The sequence below is a fragment of the Pseudoduganella chitinolytica genome, assembly GCF_029028125.1.
Taxonomy (GTDB): domain Bacteria; phylum Pseudomonadota; class Gammaproteobacteria; order Burkholderiales; family Burkholderiaceae_D; genus Rugamonas; species Rugamonas chitinolytica.
Genome location: NZ_CP119083.1, coordinates 3,379,147 through 3,398,333 on the forward strand (window position 1 = coordinate 3,379,147; position 19,187 = coordinate 3,398,333).

At 64.0% G+C, this 19,187-nt stretch carries 11 protein-coding genes and 1 pseudogene; 4 read left to right on the forward strand and 8 right to left on the reverse strand.

The features are described from left to right. Nucleotides 1–241 precede the first annotated feature (241 nt). Entirely contained in the window at nt 242–2,950 is a 2,709-nt protein-coding gene (locus tag PX653_RS14905; RefSeq protein ID WP_277413562.1) for a TonB-dependent receptor, read from the forward strand. A gap of 287 nt (nt 2,951–3,237) precedes the next feature. On the opposite strand, the gene gap is transcribed toward PX653_RS14905, so the two are convergent. Then, nucleotides 3,238–4,248, reverse strand: a complete 1,011-nt coding sequence (gap, locus tag PX653_RS14910; protein WP_277413563.1) for a type I glyceraldehyde-3-phosphate dehydrogenase — start codon at nt 4,246–4,248, stop codon at nt 3,238–3,240. A gap of 78 nt (nt 4,249–4,326) precedes the next feature. Continuing rightward, nucleotides 4,327–6,324 carry a transketolase gene (tkt, locus tag PX653_RS14915; RefSeq protein WP_277413564.1) on the reverse strand — a complete coding sequence of 666 codons (1,998 nt, stop codon included), beginning with the start codon at nt 6,322–6,324 and terminating at the stop codon, nt 4,327–4,329. A 191-nt stretch (nt 6,325–6,515) separates the two neighbouring features. On the opposite strand from tkt, the gene PX653_RS14920 reads away from it, so the two are divergent. Beyond that, nucleotides 6,516–7,241 (forward strand): 16S rRNA (uracil(1498)-N(3))-methyltransferase, encoded by a 726-nt coding sequence (locus tag PX653_RS14920; RefSeq protein ID WP_277413565.1) that lies wholly within the window; start codon nt 6,516–6,518, stop codon nt 7,239–7,241. A 76-nt stretch (nt 7,242–7,317) separates the two neighbouring features. Here the strand turns inward: PX653_RS14920 and PX653_RS14925 are convergent, their stop codons facing one another. Beyond that, nucleotides 7,318–10,155, reverse strand: a complete 2,838-nt coding sequence (locus tag PX653_RS14925; protein WP_277413566.1) for a TonB-dependent receptor — start codon at nt 10,153–10,155, stop codon at nt 7,318–7,320. Between the two features lie 777 nt (nt 10,156–10,932). On the opposite strand from PX653_RS14925, the gene PX653_RS14930 reads away from it, so the two are divergent. Next, nucleotides 10,933–12,558, forward strand: a complete 1,626-nt coding sequence (locus PX653_RS14930) for an NAD(P)/FAD-dependent oxidoreductase (RefSeq protein ID WP_277413567.1) — start codon at nt 10,933–10,935, stop codon at nt 12,556–12,558. Between the two features lie 3 nt (nt 12,559–12,561). On the opposite strand, the gene corA is transcribed toward PX653_RS14930, so the two are convergent. From corA to glnA, 5 genes are all read right to left on the reverse strand, one after another. Further along, nucleotides 12,562–13,527 carry a magnesium/cobalt transporter CorA gene (gene corA, locus PX653_RS14935; protein ID WP_277413568.1) on the reverse strand — a complete coding sequence of 322 codons (966 nt, stop codon included), beginning with the start codon at nt 13,525–13,527 and terminating at the stop codon, nt 12,562–12,564. Between the two features lie 75 nt (nt 13,528–13,602). Next, on the reverse strand, nt 13,603–15,072 hold the full coding sequence (gene ntrC, locus PX653_RS14940) for a nitrogen regulation protein NR(I) (RefSeq protein ID WP_277413569.1): 1,470 nt from the start codon (nt 15,070–15,072) through the stop codon (nt 13,603–13,605). Nucleotides 15,073–15,142: 70 nt separating this feature from the next. After that, a complete protein-coding gene (gene glnL, locus PX653_RS14945; RefSeq protein WP_277413570.1) occupies nt 15,143–16,264 on the reverse strand; it encodes a nitrogen regulation protein NR(II) in 1,122 nt (373 codons plus the stop codon). After that, nucleotides 16,261–16,770, reverse strand: a complete 510-nt coding sequence (locus tag PX653_RS14950) for a DUF4124 domain-containing protein (RefSeq protein ID WP_277413571.1) — start codon at nt 16,768–16,770, stop codon at nt 16,261–16,263. Before PX653_RS14950 ends, glnL begins: the two co-directional genes overlap by 4 nt. Before the next feature lie 95 nt (nt 16,771–16,865). Beyond that, nucleotides 16,866–18,281, reverse strand: a complete 1,416-nt coding sequence (gene glnA / locus PX653_RS14955; RefSeq protein WP_277413572.1) for a type I glutamate--ammonia ligase — start codon at nt 18,279–18,281, stop codon at nt 16,866–16,868. Between the two features lie 349 nt (nt 18,282–18,630). Between glnA and PX653_RS14960 the strand changes: the two are divergent. Beyond that, nucleotides 18,631–19,083, forward strand: a pseudogene (locus PX653_RS14960) (rhodanese-like domain-containing protein); the annotation flags it as partial. Nucleotides 19,084–19,187 lie beyond the last annotated feature (104 nt).

Below are 19,187 nucleotides of genomic sequence, written 5' to 3' on the forward strand. Positions count from 1 at the left end.
AAAAAAAACCTGCCGGTGGGTTCACGGCAGGTTTTTTTGTTAACTTTTGGAATTTTATTGCAGCAACCTGTCTATACCACAGTTTGGTTGCAATATTGTTGCGCATAACCGACAAATAACATTATGAAATATTTATACGGTTGACCACGATGCAAGTTCCAGTGTCTTATGTCGGGTCGTTCTCTGCCTGAGGTCCTCGCCTCGCACAGGACGCCCTTGTGACGACAACACTGGAGCAACCATGATGAAAGAAACCACCCTGGCGCAATCCGTCAGGCTGATCTGCTCGGCCGGCGCCATCGGCGCCTCGCTGATGGCGGTCCCCGCCTTCGCACAACAGGCCGACGCGCCGATGCAGCGCGTCGAGATCACCGGTTCCGCGATCAAGCGGATCGATGCCGAAACCGCCGTCCCCGTGACCGTGATGAAGATGTCGGACCTGAAGGCCGAAGGCATCAGCACGGTCGAACAGGTCCTGTCGACCGTTGCCGCGATGCAGGCAACGCAGGGCACCAGCCAGGTGGTCGGCCTGTCCACCGGCGGCGCATCGTTTGCGAACATGCGCGGCCTGGGCGCCAACAAGACGCTGGTCCTGCTGAACGGCCGTCGCCTGGCGAACAACGCGTACGACAGCTCGGCACCCGACCTGAACATGATCCCGTTCGCGGCGCTCGAGCGCGTCGAAGTGCTGCGTGACGGCGCTTCCGCCCTGTACGGCTCGGACGCCGTCGGCGGCGTCATCAACTTCATCACCAGGCGCGACTTCACCGGTGGCGTGGTCAGCGTGGGCGGCGAGTCGCCGGAACACAAGGGCGGCACTGGCCTGAACAGCAGCATCGCCTACGGCTACGGCGACGTCGACAAGGACGGCTGGAACTTCTACGCGATGGGCGACTTCCAGAAGCAGCGCGCCATCGGCGGCACCGAGCGCGACTTCAACCGCCGCTTTGCCGGCGGCCTGTCCAGCAGCACGTTCCCGGCCAACTACTACCAGGACGGCGACGTCGGCAACCCGGCCGCGCCGAACTGCACGAGCGCGCCGAACCTGGTGCCGAACGGCACCGGCTGCAAGATGACGACGTCGAGCTTCGTCGACTACGTGCCGCGCTCCGAGCGCGCCACCGGCCTGTTCAAGGGCACGATCAAGCTGCCGAACAACCATGAGCTGAGCCTGGAATACCTGCACAGCCGCAGCAAGGTGGAAAGCCAGATCGCACCCGTGCCATACGGCGGCCTGATCATGAACCGCACGCTGGCCAACGGCGCGTTGAACCCGTACTACCCGGGCAATCCTGGCGCCGTCGCGGCGAACATTCCGCTGGACCCGACCTTCGGTGCGGGCGACCTGCCGGCCGGCGCGCGTCCTGGCTACATCAACGTGATGTGGCGCGACCTGCCGAACGGCGTGCGCGCGGACGAGAACATCAACCGCCAGCAGCGTTTCGTGGCTGAACTGTCCGGCAACATCGCCGGCTGGGACTATCGCACGGGCCTGACGTGGGGCGAGAACAAGGTCTCCGTCAACCTGAAGGGTTACAGCGACGGCGACATGATCACCCAGGGCGTGCTGGACGGCATCATCAATCCGTTTGGCGAACAAAGCGCGGCCAGCATGGCGCTGCTGATGGGTGCGGCACTGGACGGCAACATCCAGAGTGCCAAGGGCACCACCAAGACGTTCGACCTGAACGCCAGCCGCGAGCTGGGTGACTGGCTGGGCGCGGGCCGCAATGCCGCCCTGGCCATCGGTGGCCAGGCCAGCCGCGAGGAATTCCTGTCGGCGGCCAACACGCCGTACGCCGAGAAGGTCGTGGCCAGCACCGGCATCGACCCGAATCTGCACAACGAAGGCTCGCGCACGGTGTACGCCGCGTATGCCGAGCTGAACGTGCCGATCGTGAAGACACTGGACGTCACTGCCGCCGTGCGTTACGACAAGTACAGCGACTTCGGCAACTCGACCAACCCGAAGGTCAGCTTCCGCTGGCAGCCAAGCACCACGACGATGGTGCGCGGCTCCTTCTCGACGGGCTTCCGGGCGCCGTCGCTGTACGAGATCAACGCCGCCAACACGTATACCAACACGTCGACGCTGAACGATCCGATCAACTGCCCGAACGGCGTGGCCGCACCGGGCAAGAGCGCGGCGACGAACTGCGACATGCAGTTCCAGAAAATGCTGGGTGGCAACTCGAGCCTGGATCCGGAAGAATCGAAGAACGCCACGCTGGGTATCGTGTATGAAGGCGTGAAGAACCTGACGTTGACGGCCGACCTGTGGGCGATCCAGCTGGATCACCAGATCGCGAACCTGGCCGAAACCGACGCGTTCGGCGATGCGGCCAAGTATGCGACCCTGTTCCACCGCAACCCGGCCGGCAACCTGTCGATCGACGGTTCCCAGTGCCCCGGCGTGAACTGCGGCTACGTCGACCTGCGCACCCAGAACCTGGGCAGCATCAAGACCAACGGTATCGACCTGGGCGCGCAATACCGCCTGCGCACGGCCGCCTACGGCACGTACAACTTCTCGCTGAACAGCACGTGGGTACATGAGTACAAGTACCAGAACACGCAAGGCGGCGAGTGGCACCAGAACGTGGGTATCTTCTCCGGCGTGGGTCCGGTGTTCCGCTGGCAGAACACCGCCAGCGTGCGCTGGAGCCAGAAGGAGCTGAGCGCCGGCCTGACGGGTCACTTCAAGTCGGGCTACCAGGATGCGGAAAACGACTACGTCGAGAACCACCGCGTCGCGTCGTACACCACGTTCGACAGCTACGTGTCGTACACGCAGCCGAAGGGCGTCGCGCTGACGTTCGGTATCCGCAACATGTTCGACCGCACGCCTCCGCTGTCGTACCAGGAAACGACGTTCCAGGCCGGCTTCGACCCGCGCTTCACGGACGTAACGGGCCGCACTTTCTACGTGCGCGCTTCGTACAGCTTCTAATCCACAGCAGCTGAACAAAAGCCCCGCCGGCTTGCGCCGGCGGGGCTTTTTTTGTTTGGGGTCTGTCCCCGGTAAGTGAGATCGGAGGAAGCACCCGTTGGCGGCGTCAGGGGACTGACCCCGGTTTTCATACGCGACCGATAAAAACCGGGATACCGCAGTCCCCTCGTGACGCCGGCGGTTGCCTCGTCAGTCACCACTTACCGGGGACAGACCCCAACCCCGGCAGCGGCAACAATAAAAAAGGCGCCCGCAGGCGCCTTCGAGCACTACCGCGAAGCGAACGATTACTTCGCGTTCATCAGCGCCACGGTGGTGTCCAGCATGCGGTTGCTGAAGCCCCACTCGTTGTCGTACCACGACGACACCTTGACCAGGCGGCCGGAGACTTTCGTCAGCGTCGCGTCGAAGTTCGACGAGGCCGGGTTGTGGTTGAAGTCGACGGAGACCAGCGGCTCGGTGTTGTACGTCAGGATGCCTTTCAGCGCGCCTTCCGAAGCCTGCTTCATCAGCTGGTTCACTTCATCGACGGTCGTGTCGCGCTTGGCGATGAACGACAGGTCGACGATCGACACGTTGATGGTCGGCACGCGGATCGCGTAGCCGTCCAGCTTGCCATTCAGTTCCGGCAGCACCAGGCCAACCGCGGCAGCGGCGCCGGTCTTGGTCGGGATCATCGACTGCGTGGCCGAACGGGCGCGGCGCAGGTCTTCGTGCATCACGTCGGTCAGCACCTGGTCGTTGGTGTAGGCGTGCACGGTCGTCATCAGGCCGGTTTCCAGGCCGATGGCGTCGTTCAGCGGCTTGACCAGCGGGGCCAGGCAGTTGGTGGTGCACGATGCGTTCGAGATGACGGTGTCGGAGGCCTTCAGCACGTCATGGTTGACGCCGTAGACGATCGTCGCGTCGACATCCTTGCCGCCCGGTGCGGAGATGATGACTTTCTTGGCGCCGCCCTTCAGGTGGGCCGAGGCCTTTTCCTTGGTCGTGAAGAAGCCGGTGCACTCCAGCACGACGTCCACGCCCAGCTCGCCCCATGGAATTTCAGCGGGATTGCGCTGCGCGAACACGCGGATGCTGTCGCCGTTCACGATCATGTTGTCGCCTTCGACTTCGACGGTGCCCGGGAACTTGCCGTGCGCCGTGTCGTAGCGGGTCAGGTGTGCGTTCGATTGCGCATTGCCCAGGTCGTTGATGGCAACGATCTGGATGTCCTGCTTCTTGCCGCCTTCGTAGAAAGCGCGCAGGACATTGCGGCCGATACGGCCATAACCGTTGATTGCTACCTTGATCGTCATACTATGTGCTCCTTTGATTAAGAATCTTTTTTCAGCCGACAGCGAAGCGGGCCGGAGCCCGCTCCAGGAAATGCAAACTTATGCAGCAATGACAGATTTCACCTTGGCCACCACGTTCTCCACCGTGAAGCCGAAGTGCTTGAACAGGACGCCGGCCGGGGCGGATTCACCGAACGTGTCGATGCCCACGACGGCGCCTTCCAGGCCCACGTACTTGTACCAGAAGTCGGACACGCCGGCTTCCACCGCCACGCGCGGCAGGCCCTTGCCCAGCACGCCGGCCTTGTAGGCGGCGTCCTGGCGGTCGAACACGTCGGTGGACGGCATCGACACGACACGTACCGCGATGCCTTCGTTCTTCAGCGCGGCGGCGGCGTTCATGGCCAGTTCCACTTCGGAACCGGTGGCGATGATGACGGCCTTCGCGTCCGCCGCGTCGGCCAGGATGTAGCCGCCCTTGGCGATGTCGGCGATGGCCTGTTCCGTGCGCTCCTGGTACGGCAGGTTCTGGCGCGAGAAGATCAGCGTGGATGGACCGTTCTTGCGCTTCACTGCCGCGCCCCATGCCACCATCGATTCGACGGTGTCGGCCGGACGCCAGTTGTCCAGGTTCGGGATCAGGCGCAGCGACGAGACGTGCTCGACGGACTGGTGGGTCGGACCGTCTTCGCCCAGGCCGATCGAGTCGTGCGTGAACACGAAGATCGAGCGCTGCTTCATCAGGGCGGCCATGCGCAGCGCGTTGCGGGAGTAGTCGGAGAACGTCAGGAATGTGGCGCCGAACGGGATGTAGCCGCCGTGCAGGGCGACGCCGTTCATGATGGCGCTCATGCCGAACTCGCGCACGCCGTAGTTGATGTGGTTGCCAGGCTTGCCCGAACGGACGGCGACGGACTCTTTCCAGTTGGTCAGGTTCGAGCTGGTCAGGTCGGCCGAGCCGCCCAGGAATTCCGGCAGGATCGGGGCCAGCGCCTGGATCGCGTTCTGCGAAGCCTTGCGGGTGGCGATGGTTTCCTTCTTCTCCACGCAGGTGGCGATGGCGGCCTGCAGGGTTGCCTCGAAGTTGCCCGGCAGTTCGCCGTTCATGCGGCGCTTCAGCTCGGCGGCTTCCTGCGGGAAGGCGGCGGCGTAGGCGTCGAACTTGCTGTTCCACTCGGTTTCCAGCGCGGCGCCCTGCGCCTTGAAGGCCCAGGCCGTCGACACGTCGTCCGGCACCAGGAACGGCTCGTGGCCCCAGCTGATGTATTCGCGCACGGCGGCGATTTCCTTGTCGCCCAGCGCGGCGCCGTGGACCTTGTCGCCGCCCTGCAGGTTCGGGGAACCCTTGCCGATGATCGTCTTGCAGCAGATCAGGGTCGGCTTGTCGGCCTGTTTCGCTGCCTCGATGGCGGCGTTGACGGCGGCCACGTCATGGCCGTCCACGTTGGCGATCACGTTCCAGCCGTACGCTTCGAAGCGCTTCGGGGTGTCGTCGGTGAACCAGCCTTCCACCTTGCCGTCGATCGAGATGCCGTTGTCGTCGTACAGGCAGATCAGCTTCTTCAGGCCCAGCGTGCCGGCCAGCGAGCACACTTCGTGCGAAATGCCTTCCATCAGGCAGCCATCACCCAGGAACGCGTACGTATAGTGATCGACGACGTCATGGCCCGGCTTGTTGAACTCGGCGGCCAGCAGGTACTCCGCCAGCGCCATGCCGACGGCATTGGCCAGGCCCTGGCCCAGCGGGCCGGTCGTGGTTTCCACGCCCGGCGTGATGTCCACTTCCGGGTGGCCCGGGGTTTTCGAGTGCAACTGGCGGAAGTTGCGGATGTCGTCCATCGACACGTCGTAGCCGGACAGGTGCAGCAGCGCGTAGTGCAGCATCGAACCGTGACCGTTGGACAGCAGGAAACGGTCGCGGTTGACCCACTTCGGATTGGCCGGGTTGTGGCGGTGATGGCCGCTCCAGAGGGCGACGGCGATCTCGGCCATGCCCATAGGCATGCCGGGGTGGCCGGAGTTGGCCTTCTGGACAGCGTCCATCGCCAGCGCACGGATTGCGTTGGCCATCTGGGTGTGGGGAAGCGTAGATTTCATCGTGGTCTATCGAGGGAGGTGTTGGAGTCTGAGCCGCGACACGGAAATGCTTTGCGAAGCGGTTTCAGAATGGTCGCCGGCGCGGGGGCGCACGGCCATTTTGAAACGACTCCAGACTGCGTAGCCCGTTATTTTACCAGAGCATGAGATGGCAGCTTAAAATTAGTGCATTTCATCTTGTTGGGATTGTCATGCCCCGTTTCTTTATCGCCCAGCCGCTGGCTGTCGGCCACCTGGTCGACCTGCCCGCCGCCGTGGCCCACCATGTCAACGTCGTGCGCCTGGAACCGGGCGCGCCGCTGACCTTGTTCAACGGCACCGGCGGCGAGTATGCGGCGCTGCTGCGCGACGTGGGCAAGAAGCGCGCCACGGCCGAGGTGCAGGCGTTCGACGCGCGCGAGGCCGAGCTGCCCTTCCCCGTCACCCTGGCGCAAGCGCTGCCGGAAGGCACGAAGATGGACTGGATCGTCGAGAAAGCCGTCGAACTGGGCGTCGCCGCCGTACAGCCGCTGGCAGCCCGGCGCTGCGTCGTGCGCCTGTCGGCCGAGCGGGCGGAAAGAAAGCTGGAGCACTGGCAGGGGGTGATCGAGGCCGCGGCCGAGCAGAGCGGACGCAACCGCCTGCCCCGGCTGGCGCAGCCGCTCGACCTGCGCGAGTGGCTGGCGCAGCCGGCGGACGGCCAGCGCATCCTGCTGAGCCCGCGCGCGACGACGTCGCTGGCGGCCTGGACGCGCGCGCAGCCGGCCCAGCCCGTCACGTTGCTGGTGGGACCGGAAGGTGGATTCACGGACGAGGAAGAAGCGCTGGCCGTGCAGCATGGCGCGCTGGCGCTGTCGGCCGGGCCGCGCGTGCTGCGCACGGAGACGGCGGCGCTGGCGGTGCTGGCCGTCCTGGCGGCCGCGTGGGGCGGGATGTAGCGAGGAGACCCCTGGTTTGCGGAAGACGCAAAAAAAACGGGCAGCCGCGGCTGCCCGTTTTCATCTGCCTACCCGATCAGAACGCGTACGAAGCGCCAATCGAGAAGAACCGTCCCACAGCGCCAGCCTGGTGCAGGGTGGCGTTGTAGCTGGTCAGGTTACCCGCGTTGCCGTATGTTGCGACGTCGATCGGCGGCGCGCGGTCGAACGCGTTCAGGATCGATGCGCGCAGCGTCAGGTTCTTCGTCAGCTTGTACGTCGCGTTCAGGTCGGTGGACATGAACGAACGGATCGTGCAGTACTCAGGCGGCGTGATGTTGTTGTTGTTGGCGAAGTACGTACGGCCGCCCACACCGATCGCCACGTCGGCGCAGTCGTTCACGCCGATGGACGGGTCGAGCGCGCTGAACGAGCTGACCCAGTTCAAGGTCGTCGTGAAGTTCAGGGGACCCTTCTCGTAGCCCAGGGTCAGCTGCGCACGGTTTTTCGGGTTGCCGGTGTTGCCGGAAACGACCGAAGGACCGTGGGTGCCGGCCAGTTCGTACTCCTGGTCCAACTGCTCCAGCTTGTAGCTGATCATGTGGTTGAACGTCAGCTGTGCGCGGAAGTTGCCGATGTCGCCGGCGCGGAAGCGGTAAGCCAGGTCCAGTTCGACACCGCGGCTCTGCGTCGAGCCCGAGTTCACATACGACGAGGTGGCGTAGGCGATCGAACCGACCGACGGCGTTGCCGTGATCAGGGTGCCGTTCGGGCCAGCAACGTCGGTCGGAACGGCCGGGTTACGCACGTAGCTCGGCACGTAGTCGGGCAGGCCCGATTCCGTGTTGATCTGGTTCTTCACCTTGATGTTGTAGTAGTCGATGGTGGCCGTCAGGTTCTTCACCGGCTCCACGATCAGGCCCAGCGTGAACGACTTCGACTTTTCCGGTTCCAGGTCGGGATTGGTGATCTGGACGAATGCCGGCGTGAAGCCGCAACCGGCTGGTACGTTGCCCGGGGTGGTACGGTCGCCGTTCGCGCACAGGATCGGATCGTTGATCGCGTGGAACGAGAACGTCGACGAGGCATTGCCCACCTCGGCCGCGTTCGGAGCACGGAAGCCCCTGGCGAACGTACCGCGCAGCGTTGCCATCGGGTGCGCTTTCCACTTGAATTTCGCGCCCGGCGTGAACGAATTGCCGTACGTGTCGTAGTGGTCGTAGCGGGCCGAAGCGCTCAGCTCCAGGTCGCGGATCGGCATCGCGCTCAGTTCGGCGAAGGCCGCGGTGTTGGTTTCTTCACCGAACACATAGGCCGAACCGTTACCGGCGACGCCTTGCGCCAGCAGGTCAGGCGGCGGTGCGTTCAGTTCCTTCTTGTACCAGCTGACGCCGGCGGCCAGGGCCAGCGGACCGCCGGCCAGCTGCATCAGCTCGCGCGAACCGTGGAAGTCGGCGTAGGTCAGCTTCGACTCGGCTTCGTTGTTGAACGTCGGCGCGATCGCGGCCATGTCCGCAGCCGAGTTGCCACCCAGCGGATTGAATGGCGTAGCGCGGTTCAGTGCGCTGTACAGGGCAGCGCGGTTGACGTAGCCGTTGTATTCCGTTTCCGTTTTCACCTTGGCGAAACCGGCGGCGGCGGCGATGTCCCAGCCCATCCAGGAGCCGTTCAGGTCGGCGGCGAAGCGCGTTGCCGTCGAGCTGTTGTCCTGCTGGTTGGCGGTCGGCACGCCCGGGATGTAGCCGTACAGGCGAGCCGGCACGCCCAGCTGGTTCAGCGGGTTGGTCGCGGCCAGCAGCGTGCTTGGCACGCGGTTCACGATGGCCGGGGTCTGGCCCGGCACCAGTGCCGTGTAACCGGCGAACGTGATCGGCGAGAACGCGTTGCCGGCGGTCAGGCCGCGGCTGTTCGTGCTCTGGCGCTTGAACATCGACGCCTTCAGCGCCAGCGTCCAGTCTTCGTTCAGCTTCTTCGTGAAGCCGGCGATGAGGTTGAACTTGTCGGACTCAGGCTGCAGGTTCGACACTTCGTCACGGATCGTGCACTGGCCGGCGCGGTATTTAACGAAGTTGCAGTTCGGGTCCAGGAACTGGTAGCTGGACGCATTGTTGACGCCGCCAGCCGGGTTGTACAGGAACGGGCTGCTGCCGGCGGTCAGGAAGCTGTTGCCCGCGTTCGGCACGCCGCGCGTCAGGTTCAGGCCGCCGCGACGGGTCCAGTCACCGCTGGCCCAGTCTTCGCTGTCGCGCTGGGACAGCTTGATGGCGTCCGCGTGACGATATTCCGCGCTGATGAAGGCGTTGTAGCCGTCGTTTTCCAGGTCGCCGATACCGCCGGTCGCGGCAACCTTGTAGTTCTTGCCGCCGCCGTGCTGGGAATTGCCGGCGTCGGCGTTCAGATTGAAACCGTTGAACTTCTTCTTCAGGATGATGTTGACCACGCCGGCGACGGCATCGGAACCGTACATGGCCGAGGCGCCGTCCTTCAGCACTTCGATACGCTCGACGGCGTCGAACGGGATCGACGACACGTCGACGAACTGGCGCTGGGCATCGTCCGACAGCGGATACGGCGCCATGCGGTGGCCGTCGATCAGGACCAGGGTCAGGCCGACGGAAAGGCCACGCAGCGACACGCCGGAGGCACCGGCGGCAAACGCGCCCGAGAAGCCGGTGCCCAGGGCGCCCTGGCCGTTGGCCGACAGGTTGCTCAGCACTTCGGCGACGGACGTATAGCCGGTCTTGGCGATGTCTTCCGCCGTCAGGACCTGGACCGGGCTCGGCGTTTCTTTGTCGGCACGGCTGATCAGGGAGCCCGTCACCACCACCTTCTGGATCGACTCGGCCGGCGCAGCCTGCTGTGCCATCGCTGGCAGCACGGCCGCGGCACCGAATGCCATGGTCAGCGAACGAACAAGAATAGTTTTTCTCAACATTTTGGTTCCTAAAGTAAGCATGCGTTGGTAGTAAGCTTGGGTAAAGTTACTCACGCCTCTACTGCATTAATCATTTCGTCCCAACTAAACCAAAAAACCTTCAATCGCTTTTTGGGCGACCATAGAACCCGATTGCAACAATCGGGTACAGCGTAAGATAAGACCATAGCGGATATGGCAGTGTCAACGCACGCGAGATTAACTATGAGCAAAAAACAACAATATTTCTAACTAGCACTATCACGGTGCGGCGGCGCACCAAACAGGCTCCATCGCTCGACAAACTGGTGCATTTCAGGCGAACTGTTGCGAACGCTCAAAGGATGCCGACGGGTCGCCGCCGGCACCAATAAATAAATGGAGGGGGATTAACTGAATTGAGAGGCGAAACTGCCATGCCAGGATTACGTCGGCCGGATTAAATACGAAAGCGCGCACAAACTTCTATCCGATATCAATCGAATATCCAGGTGCGGCTATGAATCGGCTATCCGTTCCAATAAAGCCGACTTGCACAATCCAGCGAAGCCCGCTGGATCCAGCGATCGAAGTTGCATTGAAGAAATGCACTTCAAATATCGTCCTAAATAGTGCAGTCCCGACCACGAAATGTACAGCGGTGCATCGTTGAACTTTTGATTTCGTGGCGTAAACGCCGCATTTTGGTGCGTTGCCCGGGTGGGCCGACATAGGGCGTTGCGTTCAAGCCACTCGCGTAAACAGGTAGAATGGCGGATTGGGCCCGTTGCGCGCCCCACCGCTTTCCTGGACACGACGATGCTGCGACTGAACGAACTGAAACTCCCCCTCAACCATACCGAGCCCGAACTGACCCAGGCCATCCTGGAACGTCTGGACATCGCACCCGGCATGCTGCGCGGCTTCACCGTCCACAAGCGCAGCTACGACGCGCGCAAGAAGGCCAACATCATCCTGATCTACTCGCTGGACGTGGAGACGACGGACGACGCCGGGGTGCTCGAACGGCGCAAGCACGACGTGCACCTGATGCCCTCGCCCGACATGGAATACAAGTTCGTCGCCCAGGGCGTCAACCTGGACGGCAGCCAGCCGCGCCCGGTCGTCATCGGCATGGGACCGTGCGGCCTGTTCGCCGCGCTGATCCTGGCGCAGATGGGCCTGAAACCCATCGTGCTGGAGCGCGGCAAGACGGTGCGCGAGCGCACCAAGGACACGTTCGGCTTCTGGCGCAAGCGCGTGCTGAATCCCGAATCGAACGTGCAGTTCGGCGAAGGCGGCGCGGGCACGTTCTCGGACGGCAAGCTGTACAGCCAGATCAAGGACCCGAAATACCTGGGCCGCAAGGTGTTGACGGAGTTCGTCAAGGCGGGCGCGCCGGAGGAAATCCTGTACGTCAGCAAGCCGCACATCGGCACGTTCCGCCTCGTCAAGATGGTCGAGGCGATGCGCGAGGAAATCGTCGCGCTGGGCGGCGAGATCCGCTTCGAGCAGCGCGTGACCGATTTCGACATCGAAGAAAAGGATGGCGTGCGCCAGGTGCGCGGCCTGCTGCTGGCTTCGGGCGAGCGCATCGTCACCGACCACGTGGTGCTGGCCATCGGCCACAGCTCGCGCGACACGTTCGAAGTGCTGTATGAGCGTGGCGTCTATATCGAAGCGAAGCCGTTCTCGATCGGCTTCCGCGTCGAGCATCCGCAGTCGCTGATCGACACGTGCCGCTTCGGGCCGAACGCCGGCCACCCGATCCTGGGCGCGGCCGACTACAAGCTGGTGCACCACGCCAAGAACGGCCGCGCCGTGTACAGCTTCTGCATGTGCCCGGGCGGCACCGTGGTGGCGGCAGCGTCGGAGCCGGGCCGCGTGGTCACGAACGGCATGAGCCAGTATTCGCGCGCAGAGCGCAATGCCAACAGCGCCATCGTCGTCTCGATCGGACCGGAGGACTATCCGGGCCATCCCCTGGCCGGGATCGAATTCCAGCGCAGGCTGGAAGAAAAAGCGTTCGAGCTGGGCGGCGGCAACTACAGCGCGCCGGGCCAGTTGATGGGCGACTTCGTCGCGGGCAAGCCTTCCACCGAGTTCGGCGGCGTGATCCCGTCGTACAAGCCGGCCGTGCACCTGACGGACCTGGCCACGATCCTGCCGGACTACGCGGTGGAAGCGTTGCGCGAGGCGTTCCCCGCGTTCGACAAGCAGGTGCGCGGCTACTTCAAGCACGACGCCGTGCTGACGGGGCTGGAGACGCGCACGTCGTCGCCGATCCGCATCAAGCGCCGCGACGACGACTTCCAGAGCCTGAACACGCGCGGGCTGTTCCCGGCCGGCGAAGGCGCCGGCTATGCGGGCGGCATCCTGTCGGCCGGCGTGGACGGCATCAAGGTGGCCGAGGCCGTCGCGTTGTCGATGGCCGCGAAAAAATAAACGCTACAGCCAGCCGGCGCGCTTGAAGCGCCGGTACAGCAGCAGGCACGTGGTGGCCATCACGGTCAGCGCGACGGGATAGCCGTAGCGCCACTTCAGCTCCGGCATGAATTCGAAGTTCATGCCCCAGATGCCGGCAAAGGCCGTCAGCACGGCAAAGATGGCGGCCCAGGCCGCCAGCCGCTTGTTGACCTCGCCTTCGTCCAGCGCCACCATCGACAGATTGACCTGGATCGCCGTGCCGATCGTGTCGCGCATCGTATCGAGCGTTGCGTTGATGCGGGCCAGGTGGTCGTGCACGTCGCGGAAGTACTCCTGGCTGCTGATGCACATGGCCGGCACCCTGCCGCCGTGCAGCTTGCCGATGGCGTCCAGCAGGGGCGCGACGGCATGGCGCAGCGTCATCACCTTGCGTTTCAGTTCGTACAGCCGCTGGATATTGGCGCGCTGCGCCTCCTGCAGGAAGATGCGCTCCTCGATCTGCTCCAGCTCCTCCTCGAAGGCATCGACGATGGGGAAGTAACGGTCGACGGCCGCGTCCATCAGCGCGTACAGCACGAAGCCGGAGCCGTGCTGCAGCAGGTGCGGCTCGCGTTCCGTCCGCGCCCGCACCCCCATGAAGCTTTGCGCGCTGTTCTGGCGCGACGACAGCACGTAGTTATTGCCGACGAAGATGTCGATCTCGCCAACGACCAGTTCGTCGTCGACCATCTCGACCGTCTTGACGACCACGAACAACGAGTCGCCGTATTCCTCGATCTTCGGCCGCTGGTGGCCGCGCAGGGCATCCTCGACGGCCAGCTCGTGCAGGCCGAACTCCTCCTGCATGACAGCAAGCTCGTCGCCCCGCGCATCCTTCAGCGCGACCCAGACAAAGGTGTCGGGCACGGCGATATGGTCGCTGATGTCGGCCACGGGGATGTCGGCAAGCTTGTGGCCGTGTTGATAGGCGACGCAATTGATCAGCATACAGTTTCCAGATAAGAGCTCAGGCATGAAGCCGAGAGCTTACCCGAAATCCGGCTACTGATGAGCTCGTGGGCGCTAATCCTCCTTCGCCCCGTCGATCCCCAGCTCGGCGATCTTGCGCGTGATGGTGTTGCGGCCGATGCCCAGGCGGACGGCGGCGTCGTTCTTGCGGCCGTGCGTGTACTTCAAGGCCGTGCGGATCAGCGCCGATTCGAACTGGCGACCCAGGACGTCCATGACGTCCTGCTGGCCGTCCGACAGCATCGTCGCGGCTTGCAGTTCCAGCAGCGACAACCAGCCGTCCGGCCCCGGTGCCGCGGGGGCGGCGGCGCTGGCGACGGCGATGTGGTGCTGCGGTACCGCCAGCTCGGGCGCGGCCTGCATGGCGCTCTGCCCTTCCGACAGCTCCAGCGGCAGGTCCTTCACTTCCACCGTCTGGCCCGGCGCCATCACCGTGATCCAGTTGCACAGGTTCTCCAGCTGGCGCACGTTGCCAGGCAGGTCCAGGCTTTGCAGGAACGCCAGGGTGGTGTCGCTCATGCGCTTGGCTTCCACGCCCAGCTGCTTGGCACTTTGCAGCAGGAAGTGGCGCACGAGGAGGGGGATGTCCTCGCGCCGCTCGCGCAGGCTGGGCAGGCGCAAGCGGATGACGTTCAGGCGGTGGTACAAGTCCTCGCGGAACAGGCCGTCGCGCACGCGCTGCTCCAGGTTCTGGTGCGTGGCCGTGATGACGCGCACGTTGGCTTTGAGCGGCTGGTGCCCGCCCACGCGGTAGAAGTGGCCATCGGACAGCACGCGCAGCAGGCGCGTCTGCAGGTCGAACGGCATGTCGCCGATCTCGTCCAGGAACAGGGTGCCGTTCTCGGCCTGCTCGAAGCGGCCGCGCCGCGTCGTCTGCGCGCCCGTGAAGGCGCCGCGCTCGTGGCCGAACAGTTCCGATTCCAGCAGGTCTTTCGGAATGGCGGCCGTGTTCAGCGCGATGAACGGCTGCGCCGCGCGCGGGCTGTGCTTGTGCAGCGCACGGGCGACCAGTTCCTTGCCGGTGCCCGATTCGCCCGTGATCAGTACCGTCACGTTCGATTGCGACAGGCGGCCGATGGCGCGGAAGACCTCCTGCATCGCCGGGGCCTGGCCCAGGATTTCCGGCGTCTCCGCCGGGCCCGATTCGACGCTGGCCTCGCGCAGGCTTTCGTCCAGCGCGCGGCGGATCAGTTCGACGGCCTTGTCGATGTCGAACGGCTTGGCCAGGTATTCGAACGCGCCGCCCTGGAACGCGGCCACGGCCGAATCCAGGTCGGAAAAGGCCGTGATGATGATGACGGGCAGGCCCGGGTGGCGCGTCTTGACGACCTGCAGCAAGTCCAGGCCGGAGTCGCCGGGCATGCGGATGTCCGACACCAGCACCTGCGGCGTCTCGAACTCCAGCGCGGCGATGGCGTCGCGCGCGTTGGCAAAACTTTTCGTTGCGAGATTCTCCCTCGCCAATGCTTTCTCTAAGACCCAGCGGATCGATTCGTCGTCGTCGACTATCCAGATTGGCTTCATGTGTGTTGTCTGCTTCCCGCAATGTGGATCGAGGCTGCTCCAGACTCCCGCCGTCGCCCGGCCCATGGATTCATGGCAGGGGGATCAGGATCCTGAAGTCCGTATATCCGGGCCGGCTCTCGCACTCGATGACGCCCATGTGCTGGTGCACGAAGGTCTGCGCCAACGTCAGGCCGAGGCCGCTTCCTCCGTCCCGGCCCGAGACGAGTGGATAGAAGATGCGGTCGCGGATCTGCGGCGGGATGCCAGGTCCATTGTCGATGATATGCAAATCTAATGCCAGGTTATAACGGACCTTCGCCAGCGTCACCTGCCGTGCCACGCGGGTCTTGAAAACGATCTGAGCGTCGCCCGCATCGATGCGTTCGGCCAGCGCCTGCGCCGCGTTGTGGGCGATGTTCAGCACCGTCTGGATCAGTTGTTCCTTGTCGCCGCGGAACTCGGGCAGCGACGCGTCGTAGTCACGCACGATCGCCAGGCCGGACGGGAACTCCGCCATCATCAGGCTGCGCACCCGTTCCAGCACCTCGTGGATATTGACGTCGCCGACAATGTGCGGGCGCCGGTGCGGTGCCAGCAGCCGGTCGACCAAGGTCTGCAGCCGATCGGCTTCCTTGATGATCACCTGCGTGTACTCGCGCAACTGCTGCAGGTGCAGCGGCGGCAGCTCCATCTCCAGCAGTTGCGCGGCGCCGCGGATGCCGCCCAGCGGGTTCTTGATCTCGTGCGCCAGGTTGCGAATCAGCTCCTTGTTGACCTGGCTCTGGTCCAGCAGGCGCTCCTCGCGGTCCAGCTTCATCTGCTGCACCGTCTCGCGCAGTTCCAGCAGCACGTTGTCGGATGGCTCGTCCAGCGCGCTGGCGATCGTGTGCACGTGCAAGGCCTCGCGCCCGGCCCGCTCCAGAGCCAGCTCCTGGCGCAGGTCGGAGAACTTGTGCGCGCGCGCTTGCGCGATCACGTTGTCCAGTTCGGCCGGGTTGGCAAACAGGCTGCACAGCTTCTGGCGCGACAATGCCTTCAGCGAGCTTTCCAGCAGGTTCTCGGCCGCCGCGTTGGCGTACACGATATGCCCGGTCCCATCGACGATGACGACGGCCGAGGCCAGCAGGTCGAGGCCCGCCAGCGCGGACGGGCGTGGAAAGGCCGCCGCCGCGGCAGCTGCCGCGCGCGCGATATTGGTCACAATTTTCATCGTATGTTGGCGATTTCCCGCTTCAGCGCTTCGACGTTCTGTTCCGAACGGGCGATGGACGTCTTCAGGTTCGCCACCCGTTCCTGGTACTTGGCGTAGTTGCGCTCGTCGCCGCGACGTTCCGGCTCGCCGTTGTTGAATTCGCGGCGCAGCTCGCCAAGCTTGGTCATTTCGGCGTTGAGTTCGTCGGTGAGGATCTGGCGCCGGTCCGCGTCGCGCGCCTTCTGCTCCGCGCTGTCAACGCGGGGGAAGGCCGACGGTGCCGGTGCCGGCGTGGCCGCCGCAGCGCTCGTTGCCGGCCGCGGCCGTGGCTGCCCTTCCCGCTTCGGCGGCGCCGCGATCACGGGGTCCGGCAAGTCCAGCGCCACGCAGTGGCTGCCCTTCTTGCGGTCCGTGTATTCCTTGTGGCCGCTGGCGTCCACGCAGCGGTAGATCTGCGCCTGGGCGGTCGAACCAAGCAGCGTGGACAACAAGACAACGGGTACGGAAATGCGGCGGATCTTCATGCCCCGACTATACAACATCCGAAAAAAAACGCGAGGAGGGCTTGCCGCCATCCTCGCGTCTTCGTTACCGGTGTTTCAAGACCGGCATGTCGCTGTTACAGCGAGTAGTACATGTCGAACTCGACCGGGTGCGTCGTCTGGCGCATGCGGGTCACTTCCGTCATCTTCAGTTCGATGTAGGCATCGATCATCGAATCGGTGAACACGCCGCCGCGGGTCAGGAACTCGCGGTCCTTGTTCAGGTGATCCAGCGCTTCCTCCAGCGAGGCGCAGACGGTCGGGATCAGCGCGTCTTCTTCCGGCGGCAGGTGGTACAGGTCCTTCGACGCCGCTTCGCCCGGGTGGATCTTGTTCTGCACGCCGTCCAGGCCGGCCATCATCAGCGCGGCGAAGCACAGGTACGGGTTCGCCAGCGGATCCGGGAAACGGGTCTCGATGCGGCGGCCTTTCGGGTTCGCCACGTGCGGGATGCGGATCGATGCGGAACGGTTGCGGGCCGAGTAAGCCAGCTTGACCGGTGCTTCGTAGCCAGGCACCAGGCGCTTGTACGAGTTCGTGCCAGGGTTGGTGATCGCGTTCAGCGCCTTGGCGTGCTTGATGATGCCGCCGATGTAGTACAGCGCGAAGTCGGACAGGCCTGCATAGCCGTCGCCGGCGAACAGGTTCTTGCCGTCTTTCCAGATCGACTGGTGCACGTGCATGCCCGAGCCGTTGTCGCCCACGACCGGCTTCGGCATGAAGGTGGCGGTCTTGCCGTAGCTGTGCGCCACGTTCCAGATCACGTACTTCATGTTCTGCGTCCAGTCGGCGCGCTCGACCAGCGTCGAGAACTTGGTGCCGATTTCGTTCTGGCCGGCGCCCGCCACTTCGTGGTGGTGCACTTCGACCGGGATGCCCATCGATTCGAGGATCAGGCACATTTCCGAGCGCATGTCCTGGAACGAATCGACCGGTGGCACCGGGAAGTAGCCGCCCTTGACGGTCGGACGGTGGCCGCTGTTGCCGCCTTCGATGTCCTTGTCGGTCGACCACGACGCTTCGTCGGAATCGATCTTGACCATCGCGCCGGACATGTCGATCTTCCACTTGACGGAGTCGAAGATGAAGAATTCCGGTTCCGGACCGAAGTAGGCGGTATCGCCCAGGCCCGAGGACTTCAGGTAGGCTTCGGCGCGCTTGGCGATCGAGCGCGGGTCGCGGTCGTAGCCCTTGCCATCCGACGGTTCGATGACGTCGCACTGCATGAACAGCGTCGTCTCTTCCATGAACGGGTCGATGTTGGCGGTGGTCGGATCCGGCAGCAGGATCATGTCGGATGCTTCAATACCTTTCCAGCCGGCGATGGACGATCCGTCGAAGGCATGGCCGCTTTCGAACTTGTCGATATCGAAGTGCGAAACGGGCACGGTCACGTGCTGTTCCTTGCCACGGGTATCGGCAAAACGGAAATCAACGAATTTGACTTCGTTGTCTTTTACCATCTGCAAAACTTCTTCGGCGGTCATTGCCATGCGTATCTCCTAAGTGAAAGGGCTGCCAACACCGTAGTGCGGCGGAAACTCCAGCTATGTAAAGCAGAAAGCGTGCCAGCAGGAACCGACTAAGCAATAACGAATTGCTTCATTGATCTTGCTGCCTACGGAAACTAAAATCGTTCGAGGCCCGCCCGGGCGTGTTTCTGCACCACGCTGGCGCACCCGGCTGAGCGCACCGCTTTGGTGCGAAGTGGTCATTTTGCACCGGATTTGGGCGAGGCACCCCAAAATGTGGAGAAATTGGTGCAGCGCCAGGTCGCCGACCCGTTCGTACGGACCGGTAGGTAGGGAACGATCAACGAAGATCCAGAGGAATTACCGCCAAATGAGCTCCAACAACGACATCCTGCAGCGCGCCCGCGAACGTGGCGCCGGCCTGCCCTATGCTGGCGCGGTCACGCCCCAGGAAGCGCATCAGTTACTCCTGGAACATGCCAACGTGCGCCTGATCGACGTGCGCACCAACGCCGAGCGCGACTGGGTCGGCCGTGTCGCGATCCCGGAAGCGCAGCACGGGGCCGTGCAGTGGAGCACGTATCCGGGCGGCGCGCCCAATCCGGAGTTCGTCGCGCAGCTGGCTACGCAAGCGGCGCCGGACGACGTACTGCTGTTCCTGTGCCGCTCGGGCGTGCGCTCGCGCCATGCCGCCAGGCTGGCCACCGAGAACGGCTTCGCCAACAGCTTCGATATCCTGGAGGGTTTTGAAGGCGACAAGGATGCCGATGGGCATCGCAAGACGGTGGGGGGATGGTGCAAGGCGGGGTTGCCCTGGGTGGGGCCTAGCGACTGTCCCCGCAGCAGGGGTTTCGAGGAGCGCCGCTCCTCGCCTGCGCAGCGATGCTGGCGTGCATGCCAGCACCATGTCCCTGGTCTTTATCCGCG

Bases quoted from the DNA above. Each gene is read 5' to 3' on its own strand.
- tkt (WP_277413564.1), bottom strand. From the start codon at position 6,324: ATGAAATCTACGCTTCCCCACACCCAGATGGCCAACGCAATCCGTGCG.
- gap (WP_277413563.1), bottom strand. From the start codon at position 4,248: ATGACGATCAAGGTAGCAATCAACGGTTATGGCCGTATCGGCCGCAAT.
- glnL (WP_277413570.1), bottom strand. From the start codon at position 16,264: ATGAAAATTGTGACCAATATCGCGCGCGCGGCAGCTGCCGCGGCGGCG.
- ntrC (WP_277413569.1), bottom strand. From the start codon at position 15,072: ATGAAGCCAATCTGGATAGTCGACGACGACGAATCGATCCGCTGGGTC.
- PX653_RS14930 (WP_277413567.1), top strand. From the start codon at position 10,933: ATGCTGCGACTGAACGAACTGAAACTCCCCCTCAACCATACCGAGCCC.
- corA (WP_277413568.1), bottom strand. From the start codon at position 13,527: ATGCTGATCAATTGCGTCGCCTATCAACACGGCCACAAGCTTGCCGAC.
- glnA (WP_277413572.1), bottom strand. From the start codon at position 18,281: ATGGCAATGACCGCCGAAGAAGTTTTGCAGATGGTAAAAGACAACGAA.
- PX653_RS14905 (WP_277413562.1), top strand. From the start codon at position 242: ATGATGAAAGAAACCACCCTGGCGCAATCCGTCAGGCTGATCTGCTCG.
- PX653_RS14920 (WP_277413565.1), top strand. From the start codon at position 6,516: ATGCCCCGTTTCTTTATCGCCCAGCCGCTGGCTGTCGGCCACCTGGTC.
- PX653_RS14950 (WP_277413571.1), bottom strand. From the start codon at position 16,770: ATGAAGATCCGCCGCATTTCCGTACCCGTTGTCTTGTTGTCCACGCTG.
- PX653_RS14925 (WP_277413566.1), bottom strand. From the start codon at position 10,155: ATGTTGAGAAAAACTATTCTTGTTCGTTCGCTGACCATGGCATTCGGT.